Source organism: Achromobacter sp. DMS1 (assembly GCF_001270295.1).
The window spans coordinates 1-8,280 of sequence record NZ_LHSJ01000186.1 but is presented as its reverse complement, the minus strand read 5'-3'; the positions used below and the strand labels follow the sequence as shown (position 1 = coordinate 8,280).

Below are 8,280 nucleotides of genomic sequence, written 5' to 3'. Positions count from 1 at the left end.
TGAACCTGCGCGCGCCGGGCGCGGCGTCCTGCACGCCCTGCGCGGCCGGCCTGACCGCGGCGCGCGCATCGTCAACGTGGCGTCCGGCGCCGGCCTGCACGCCATCCCCTGGCGCGGCGCCTACAGCCCGAGCAAGGCAGGGCTCATCGCCCAGACGCGCGCACTGGCGCGTGCCCATCCCGAATATGTCATGACGGTGCTGTGCCCCGGTTTCGTCCGGACCGAACTGGTGAACGGACTGATCGAGTCGGGCCGCCTCGACCCGGCGCGCGCCGTCGCGAAGATTCCGCTCGGCAGAATGGCCGCTCCCGAGGAAATGGCCTGCGCGCTCGCATTTCTGGCCGGCCCGCATGCCCGTCCCATCGGCGGCGGCCTGCTTGCCGTGGACGGCGGCTCGTCCGTCTTCGGAGGCAGCCAGCCGTGCCAGCCTTCCCGCCACGCCCCGGTGTCCTGCGATGCCCCGCTGGACCTCCGAATCCGCGGTTCCTGGACCGGCCTGCCCGAGCCCGCAGCCCCTGCAGCAACGGCTATCCCGCCGTCGCGGACGCGACCGTGCTGGACCGTCCCGTGGGGCACGGCTGGACGCCGCGCTGGATGCGGCGCGCCGCCCATGCGCATGACGGCCCCGGCAGCCTGACCCTGCTCTTGCCGCGTGAAAACAAGCCGGACTGGGAGGCGGCCGGCGAGTCCGCCGCCCTGCGCATGCTGGTGGCCACGCTGGCCTGCGAATGGGGCGCCGACGCCCGGCGCGTCAATGCCGTGGAAGTCGCCCCCGATACCTCCGCCGAATCCCTGGCGCCGCTGCTGCGTTTCGCGGCCGGCGCCCAGGCGCAATATCTGACTGGACAGACGCTGCGATGCAACCCGTGACCGATACCGACGCCATCAAGGCGCGCTTCATCGCCGCGCGCGGCTACTGGCGTCCCTGGACCGAAGCCCTCTTGCGCGCCAATCCGGACTTCCTGGCCCGCTACGCCGACTATGCGGGCTACCCGGCGCAAACCGGACCGCTCAGCCCGCGCATGGTGGAGCTGCTGTACATCGCGCTCGACGCGTCGGCCACCCATCTTCATGAAGCGGGGCTCGCCACCCACATGCGGCTTGCCCGGCAGGCCGGCGCCAGCGACGCCGACATATTCGACGTGCTGCACCTCGTGACGCTGCAGGGAGTGAGCGCCGTGCTCCAGGCCGCCGACCTGCTGCATGCGGCCGCGCCGCCCTCCTGCCCGGACAATCCGCGCGCGCTGCGCGCGCGCATCGGGAAACTCCGGCCCGAACAGGCCGCAAGCCTGCTGCGCCTGGCCGCGCTGGACCCCGGCTACGTCGCCGTACTGCTGGACTTCGCCGAGCAGGGCGCGCCTGCGAACGGCCTGAGCCATGCGGAACGCCTGCTGGTGCGCCTGGCCCTGCACGCCTGCTTCACGCACGGCGACATGGCCGCCACGCGCACGCTCATCGCCGCCCCTGGCCCTGGGAGCGAACCGGGCCGAATTGCTCCAGGCCATCCAGCTGGGCGCCCACCTGGCCATCCACGGCGCGGCCCTGGGCGCCACGGTTCATGCCGGCCTCGCCGGGGCCGCCGGCGCCGGCAGCGCGCAGGCAGTCGGCGGTTAGCGCGGCTGACCCTGCCGCGCGCCCATCATGGGCGCGCGACAGGCGGCTGGCGGCCGACAATATCTCTTCCTTGTGGCCCAGCAGAACCTGCTCGGTCAGGCGCGACAGGGGGCCGGAGATGCAGATCGCGCCTTGCAGCGTCCAGTTGATGCCGTACACCGGCGCGGAAATGCTCGAGACTTCGGCGTCGCGCTCGCCCAGCGACATCATGTATCCGGTCCGCCGGATCGACTCATAGGGCTCGCCCGGCTCGCCGGAAAACGCCAGCAGCACGCGCCCAGGGGCTTCCCAGGGCCAGCGGCAGGGCGGCGCCGACGCGCACATGGTGCCGGATGGACTTCGGGCCCTCGACCCGCGCCACGCAGATGCGCTGGCCGCCCTCGCGCACATAGAACGTGGCGCTTTCTCCAGTAGCGGCCGATAGCTCGCGCAGCACCGGCTGCACCACCTCCAGCACATTGAACGTTGCCTGGTAGCAGGCGCCGAGCCAGCCGGCCGCGCGCGCCAGCCGCCAAGTGCCGTCGGGCCGTCTGCGCCAGATAGTCGTCCAGCGCCAGCGTGCGGGCCAGGCGCAGCACCGTGGAGCGGTGGCATCCGGTGCGCCGGCTCAGCTCCGCGAGCGACAGGTGCGAATCCTCCACGCCGAATGCCTCCAGGATGCGCATGGCGCGCCGCACCGCGACGACGCCTTCCTCTGCGCCGGCATCGGCCGGATCGTGGTCTTTGTTTTCGTCCATTGTACGCAACACGTTTCGCTATACGAACTCGTATTGTATTAGACGGAACACACATCCACAATGCGCGGACCAGAACAATCATCGGAGACAACCATGAAGCTGATCGCGCGCGTCCTGTCCGGCCTGGCCCTGGCCCTGGCCCTGGCCAGCGGCCTCTGCCTGGCCCAGGCGTATCCCGCCAAACCCATCCGCCTGATCGTGCCCTTCCCGCCCGGCGGCGGCACCGACGTCCTGGCCCGCGAGGCCGCCGTCAAGGTGGCGGCCGACACCGGCTGGAACATCGTGACGGAAAACCGGCCGGGCTCGGGCGGCAATATCGGCGTGGACGCCGCCGCCAAGTCCGAGCCGGACGGCTACACGCTGGTGCTCGGCCAGACCAGCAATCTGGCGATCAACCCCACGCTGTACCCCCGGCTGCCCTACGACCCCGAAAAAGACCTGACCGCGATCGGCCTCGTGGCCGATGCGCCGCTGGTGCTCGTGGTGCCGGCCAATTCCCGCCTCAAGACCTTCGACGACATGATCGCGGAAGCCAAGGCCCATCCCGGCGCGCTGAACTTCGCCAGTTCGGGCAACGGCACGGTTGCGCACCTGGCCGCGGTGCAGTTGCAGAATGCGGCCGGCATCAAACTGACGCACATTCCGTACAAGGGCGCCGCCCAGGCCGCCAACGACCTGATCGGCGGCCAGATCGACATGTATCTGTCGTCCGTGCCCACGCTGATCGGCCATGTGCGCAACGGCAAGATGCGGGCGCTGGCCGTCACCTCCGCCGAGCGCGCGCCCGACCTGCCGGACGTGCCCACCATCGGCGAGCGCGGCTATCCGGGCTTCGAGGCCGTGACCTGGTTCGGGCTCGCGGCGCCGGCCGGCGTGCCCAAGGACATCGTGCAACGGCTCAACGCCGAATTCAACAAGGCGCTGGAGACGCCCGACCTCGCCGCCAAGTACCGCGAGCAGGGAGCCCGCGCGCTGACCAGCACGCCGGCGCAGTTTGCCCAATTGATCCACGACGACCGCATCCGCTGGGGCAAGATCGTCAAGGACTCGGGCGCGCACGTCGAGTAAGCCGCCCGGCCGGACCCACACCGATGACCGCAACGTTCGCCTTCTCGGCCGGCAGCGCGCCGCCGGCGTCGCCATGCCGCCCGGCGCATGCGATTGCCACATCCATGTCTACGACGCCCGCTGCCCCGCCGCCCCCCGGCGCGGCGCTGCGGCCGCCCGATGCGGATGCCGGACAGTACCGCGCATTGCAGCGCCTGCTGGGCATGCAGCGCGCCGTCCTGGTGACACCCTCCACCTACGGCGCCGACAACCGCTGCATGCTTGCGGGCATGGCCGCGATGGCCGGGCAGGCGCGCGGAGTGGCCGTCATCGACGGCACGGAAACCGACGCGGAGCTGGAAACAATGCATGCCGCCGGTGTCCGGGGCATCCGGCTCAACCTGTCCCTGGGCGTGACGGGATCGCCCGAGCAAATCGAACCGCTGGCGCGCCGCGTGGCGCCGTTGGGCTGGCACATGCAGCTCCTGATGCCTCCCGACCAGCTGGCCGCGCTCGGCGATTCCCTGGCCCGGCTACCCGTGCCGCTGGTATTCGACCACATGGCGCGCATCGCGCCCGCCCAGGCATTCCGCCATCCCGCGCATGCGCTGGCGTTGCGCCTGATGCGCGACGGCAAGGCCTGGGTAAAGCTTTCGGGCGGCTACCTCGTCAGCGCCCTGCACAGCGTGGACGACCCCGCCCTGGACCGCCTGGCCCGCGGCTACATCGAAGCATCGGCCCGCGCCGTCTGTGGGGCAGCGATTGGCCGCACGCCACCGCGTCGGCCGGCCTGCAGCCCATGCCGGACGACGCGCGCCAGCTCGAGCGCCTGGCCGAATGGGCCGGCGACGCCGCGACGCTGCGCGCAATCCTCACCGACAACCCGCGGGCGCTGTACGGCTTCCCGCCCTGCGACTGACTTTCCACGGAAACGCCATGCACCATCCCTTCTCCATGACGCGCCGCCATCTGCTGGGCCTGGGCGCGGCGCTGGCGCCGGCGCCGCTTTCAAGGCGCGCGCCGCGCAAGACTGGCCCGCCGGCAAACCCATTACCTGGGTGGTTCCCTACCCGCCCGGAGGCAGCACCGACGTGCTGGGACGCGCCATCGCGCAACAGCTCGACTCGCTGCTGGCCACCCGGGTCATCGTCGAAAACCGTCCCGGCGCCACCGGCACCATCGGCGCGGCCCGCGTCGCCCGGGCCGCTCCCGACGGGCTCACCCTGCTCGGCACGTCGATCGGCCCGCAGGCCATCGCCCCGCACCTGATGGGCAAGCTGCCGTACGACCCCATCGAATCGTTCGGCGCCCGTCATCATGGTGGGCACCATTCCGCACGTGCTGGTAGTGGGCGCCGCGCAGCCCTTCCGGACGCTGGGCGACCTGCTGGACGCGCGCGCGGAAAGCGCCCGGCCGCATCGCCTATGCCTCCGGCGGCACCGGCACCATCCTGCACATGCAGGGCGCGCTGCTGCAACAGCAGAGCGGCACGCGGTTCCTGCACGTTCCCTACAAAGGCGACACGCCGGCGCTGCAAGACACGCTGGCGGGCCAGGTGCAATTCGCGTTCGTGCCGGTGGCCGCGGCGCTGCCGCACATCCAGGCGGGCGCGCTGCGCGCCCTGGCCGTCACCGTCCGCGCAGCGGCTCGCCGCCCTGCCCGGCGCGCCGACCATGACGGAAGCGGGCTATGCCGATTTCATCGTCGAACAGTGGCAGGCCGTCTTCGCGCCGGCCGGCACTCCCGGGGCCGTCATCGGGACGCTCAATGCCGGCATCGGCAAGGCGCTGCAAAGCCCCTCGCCTGCAGGCGCTCGCGCAGCAGCTGGGCATCGGCCTGGCCGGCGGTCCGCCCGAGCAGCTCGACCGGGTGCGCAGGGCGGACTTCGACAAGTGGGGCGCGCTCATCCGCAACGCCGGCATCAAGCCCGCCTGAGGTCCCCTTTCACCACAACACGGCTCTTGAACCCTGAACAGGAACTTCCATGGCAAACCAGGACATCGTCAAAGACTTTCCCCGCGTCGGCGAGGACATCGTGCGCGCGCGGCGCAACTGCAGCCGGCCATCCTGGCCGACGTGGCCGGGCGCCGCGGCGCGCTTGAGCGGACGCATACGCCCGCTGCATCCCGGCATGAAACTCGCCGGCAGCGCGCTGACGGTCGAAGTGCGCCCCGGCGACAACCTCATGATCCACGCCGCCATGTCGCTGGCTCGCCCCGGCGACGTGCTCGTCATCGACGGCAAGGGCGACCTCAGCTCCGCGCTGATGGGCACGATCATGATGAACGCCTGCCGCAAGCTGGGCATCGCCGGCGTGGTGATGGACGGCGCCGCGCGAGACGCCTGCGACATCATCGAAATGGGCTACCCGGTGTTCGCCGCGGGCACGAACCCCAACGGCCCCACCAAGAATGTCCCCGGACGCATCGGCCATCCGGTGTCCGTGGGCAGCGTCACGGTCCATCCCGGCGACTTCGTCATCGGCGACGCCGACGGCGTCGTGGTCGTGGAACGCGAGAGAATCGCCGGCCTGCTGCCCGCCGCCGAAAAGAAGGTCAAGGACGAGGCCGCCCGCATCGAGGCCATCAACGCGGGCGACACGCAAGCCAAGTGGCTCGTCGCCGCCCTGCGCGCCGCCGGCGTGCTGAAAGAAGGAGAAACGCTGTGAGCGCCCCGGCAGCCCGGAAACCCAAGGTGCTGGTGACGGCGGCCGATCTCGCGCCCCAGGCGCTGGCGCTGCTGCGCGACTGCGACGTGGTCTTCGCCGGCAAGACGCCTTCCGAAGCGGACATCGTGGCGCTCTGCCGCGAGCACGATCCGGCCGCCATCATCGTGCGCTACAGCAAAGTGGGCGACGCCGCGATGGACGCCGCCCCGTCCCTGCGCGTGATTTCCAAGCACGGCAGCGGCACCGACACCTCGGACAAGGCCGCGGCCGCGCAGCGCGGCATCGAGGTGGTCGCGGCCGTGGGCGCGAACGCGGCGGCCGTGGCCGAACAGGCCGTGGCCCTGCTGCTCGCCTGCGCGAAATCGGTGGTGAAGCTGGATGCCCGCATGCGCGGCGGGCACTGGGACAAGGCCACGCACAAGAGCGTCGAGCTGGCGGGCCGGACGCTCGGCCTGGTGGGCCTGGGCGCCATCGGGCAGCGCATGGCGGCCATGGCCCACGCCATGAACATGCGCGTCATCGGCTTCGATCCTTACGCGCGGCGGTTTCCCGAGCATGTCGCGCAGGCCGCGCTGGACGATATCTGGCGCGACGCGGACGCGATCTCGCTGCATTGCCCGCTGACTGACGAGAACCGCGGACTGGTCAACGCCGCCACGCTCGCCCGGTGCAAGCGCGGCGTGATTCTCGTCAATACCGCGCGCGGCGGACTGGTCGATGAAACCGCGCTGCTGGACGCCGTGCGCTCGGGCCAGGTGATGGCGGCGGGCCTGGACAGCTTCGCGGTCGAGCCCATGACGCCGGGCCATCCCTTCCAGCAGGAGCCGAACATCATCCTGAGTCCGCACATCGGCGGCGTCACCGGCGACGCCTATGTGAACATGGGCGTCGCCGCCGCGCGCAATGCGCTGGCCGTGCTCGCCCGCGATGCGGCCTCGGCCTGAGGAGCGGGCCATGCCGCAGCGATGGACACACGCGCCCGCCGGCAGCAACTGGGGCGAATTCGGCCCCGACGACCAGCGCGGGCGCATGAACCTGGTCGACAGGCGCAAGGTGCTGCAGGGCATCGCCGAAGTCCGCGAAGGGCTGACGTTCTGCCTTTCGCTGCCGCTGGACATGCCGGGCGGCATGGCGTTGAATCCCCGCCGGCTTCCGCCGCGGCGCTATGCCACGCTGCGCGACGGCAAGAGCGCCGGCGCGCAGGGCTACTGCTGGTCGTATGCCTGCGAAGACCCCCGGCTGACCGACGTGGTCTGCGATGACGTGCTGCTCATGAATACGCAGTACTCCACGCAGTGGGACAGCCTCGCGCACATGGGCAGCCGCTTCGACGCGGACGGCGACGGACACGCGGAAGCGGTGTTCTACAACGGCTTTCGCGCCGGCAAGGACATCGTCGCCGCCAAAGAAGACCCGCAAGCCGCGGCCGACTGGGCGCGCTTTCCCGGGCCGAATGCGGGCGCGCTGGGCATCGAGCAGTTGGCCGAGCACGGCGTGCAGGGACGGGCTGTAATGATCGACCTGGAACGCCACGTCGGCAGGACGCGGACGGCGGTGGGCTATGAGCGTCTCATGCGCATCATGGAGGCCGACGGCGTGAGCATCGAACCCGGCGACATGGTCTGCCTGCACACCGGCTTCGGCGACGCGCTGATGGCGATGAACCGGCAGCCCGATGTGGCGCGCCTGCACGCGCTGGGCAGCGGCCTGGACGGCAACGACGAGCGGCTGCTGCAGTGGATCGTCGACTCGCGGCTGGCCTGCCTGATCGCCGACAACCCGGCGGTCGAGCTGGTGCGGCCGGTGGACTTCGGCGGGCGCGCCACGCCGCTGCGCCGCGCGCGCCTGCCGCTGCACGAGCATTGCCTGTTCAAGAACGGCATCCACCTCGGCGAACTGTGGTGGCTCACGCCGCTGGCCGGATGTGCTCGCGCACGGCCGCCATCGCTTCCTGCTTACCGCGCCCCCCTTGCGCCTGCCGGGCGCCGCCGGCTCTCCGGCCACGCCGATCGCCACCGTCTGAAAAAAACCGGCCAGGCCGACCGGCCGGCCGAATCATCCACAGGAGGAGACAACTTGAACCCGATTCGATTTCTTGGCGGCGCGTTCCTGGCGCTGCTCGTGCCCCTGGCCGCCGCGCAATACCCGGAAAAGCCCGTGAAGCTGGTCGTTCCGTATTCCGCCGGCGGCGCGGCCGACGCCCAGGCGCGCCTG

The 8,280-nt window shown here is 71.1% G+C and carries 5 protein-coding genes and 8 pseudogenes; 12 read left to right on the top strand and 1 reads right to left on the bottom strand.

Going from position 1 to position 8,280, the window contains the following annotated elements:
- Positions 1–76: 76 nt before the first annotated feature.
- The 3 genes and pseudogenes from AD428_RS28305 to AD428_RS29665 form a co-directional block, all read left to right on the top strand.
- Positions 77–637, top strand: a complete 561-nt coding sequence (locus AD428_RS28305) for an SDR family oxidoreductase (RefSeq protein ID WP_235490967.1) — start codon at positions 77–79, stop codon at positions 635–637.
- Entirely contained in the window at positions 553–870 is a 318-nt protein-coding gene (locus tag AD428_RS28300) for a hypothetical protein (protein ID WP_235490969.1), read from the top strand. Before AD428_RS28305 ends, AD428_RS28300 begins: the two co-directional genes overlap by 85 nt.
- Positions 858–1,142, top strand: a pseudogene (locus AD428_RS29665) (carboxymuconolactone decarboxylase family protein); the annotation flags it as partial. The gene AD428_RS28300 and the pseudogene AD428_RS29665, both read left to right, overlap by 13 nt.
- A 493-nt stretch (positions 1,143–1,635) precedes the next feature.
- Here the strand turns inward: AD428_RS29665 and AD428_RS18830 are convergent.
- A pseudogene (locus AD428_RS18830) lies at positions 1,636–2,351 on the bottom strand (IclR family transcriptional regulator); the annotation flags it as partial.
- 93 nt (positions 2,352–2,444) lie between these two features.
- Here AD428_RS18830 and AD428_RS18825 point away from each other — a divergent pair.
- From AD428_RS18825 to AD428_RS18800, 9 genes and pseudogenes are all read left to right on the top strand, one after another.
- The gene (locus tag AD428_RS18825) at positions 2,445–3,419 is read left to right on the top strand and encodes a Bug family tripartite tricarboxylate transporter substrate binding protein (RefSeq protein ID WP_053246197.1); all 975 of its coding nucleotides are present in this window, start codon (positions 2,445–2,447) and stop codon (positions 3,417–3,419) included.
- 23 nt (positions 3,420–3,442) lie between these two features.
- Positions 3,443–4,317: pseudogene (locus tag AD428_RS28295) on the top strand (amidohydrolase family protein).
- A 139-nt stretch (positions 4,318–4,456) separates the two neighbouring features.
- Positions 4,457–4,639: pseudogene (locus tag AD428_RS29660) on the top strand (tripartite tricarboxylate transporter substrate-binding protein); the annotation flags it as partial.
- 176 nt (positions 4,640–4,815) lie between these two features.
- A pseudogene (locus tag AD428_RS29655) lies at positions 4,816–4,980 on the top strand (tripartite tricarboxylate transporter substrate-binding protein); the annotation flags it as partial.
- A 91-nt stretch (positions 4,981–5,071) separates the two neighbouring features.
- Positions 5,072–5,143, top strand: a pseudogene (locus AD428_RS29650) (hypothetical protein); the annotation flags it as partial.
- Between the two features lie 22 nt (positions 5,144–5,165).
- Positions 5,166–5,333: a hypothetical protein gene (locus tag AD428_RS29645; RefSeq protein ID WP_369798792.1), complete on the top strand. Its 168-nt coding sequence runs from the start codon at positions 5,166–5,168 to the stop codon at positions 5,331–5,333.
- A gap of 49 nt (positions 5,334–5,382) precedes the next feature.
- Positions 5,383–6,066: pseudogene (locus tag AD428_RS18810) on the top strand (RraA family protein).
- Positions 6,063–7,010, top strand: a complete 948-nt coding sequence (locus tag AD428_RS18805; protein ID WP_053246196.1) for an NAD(P)-dependent oxidoreductase — start codon at positions 6,063–6,065, stop codon at positions 7,008–7,010. The pseudogene AD428_RS18810 and the gene AD428_RS18805 overlap by 4 nt, the downstream one beginning before the upstream one ends.
- Positions 7,011–7,020: 10 nt before the next feature.
- Positions 7,021–8,089 (top strand): annotated as a pseudogene (locus AD428_RS18800) (cyclase family protein).
- Positions 8,090–8,280: the final 191 nt, after the last annotated feature.

Excerpts from the sequence above, each read along its gene's own strand:
- AD428_RS29645 (WP_369798792.1), top strand. The coding sequence starts at position 5,166 with ATGCCGGCATCGGCAAGGCGCTGCAAAGCCCCTCGCCTGCAGGCGCTC.
- AD428_RS18825 (WP_053246197.1), top strand. The coding sequence starts at position 2,445 with ATGAAGCTGATCGCGCGCGTCCTGTCCGGCCTGGCCCTGGCCCTGGCC.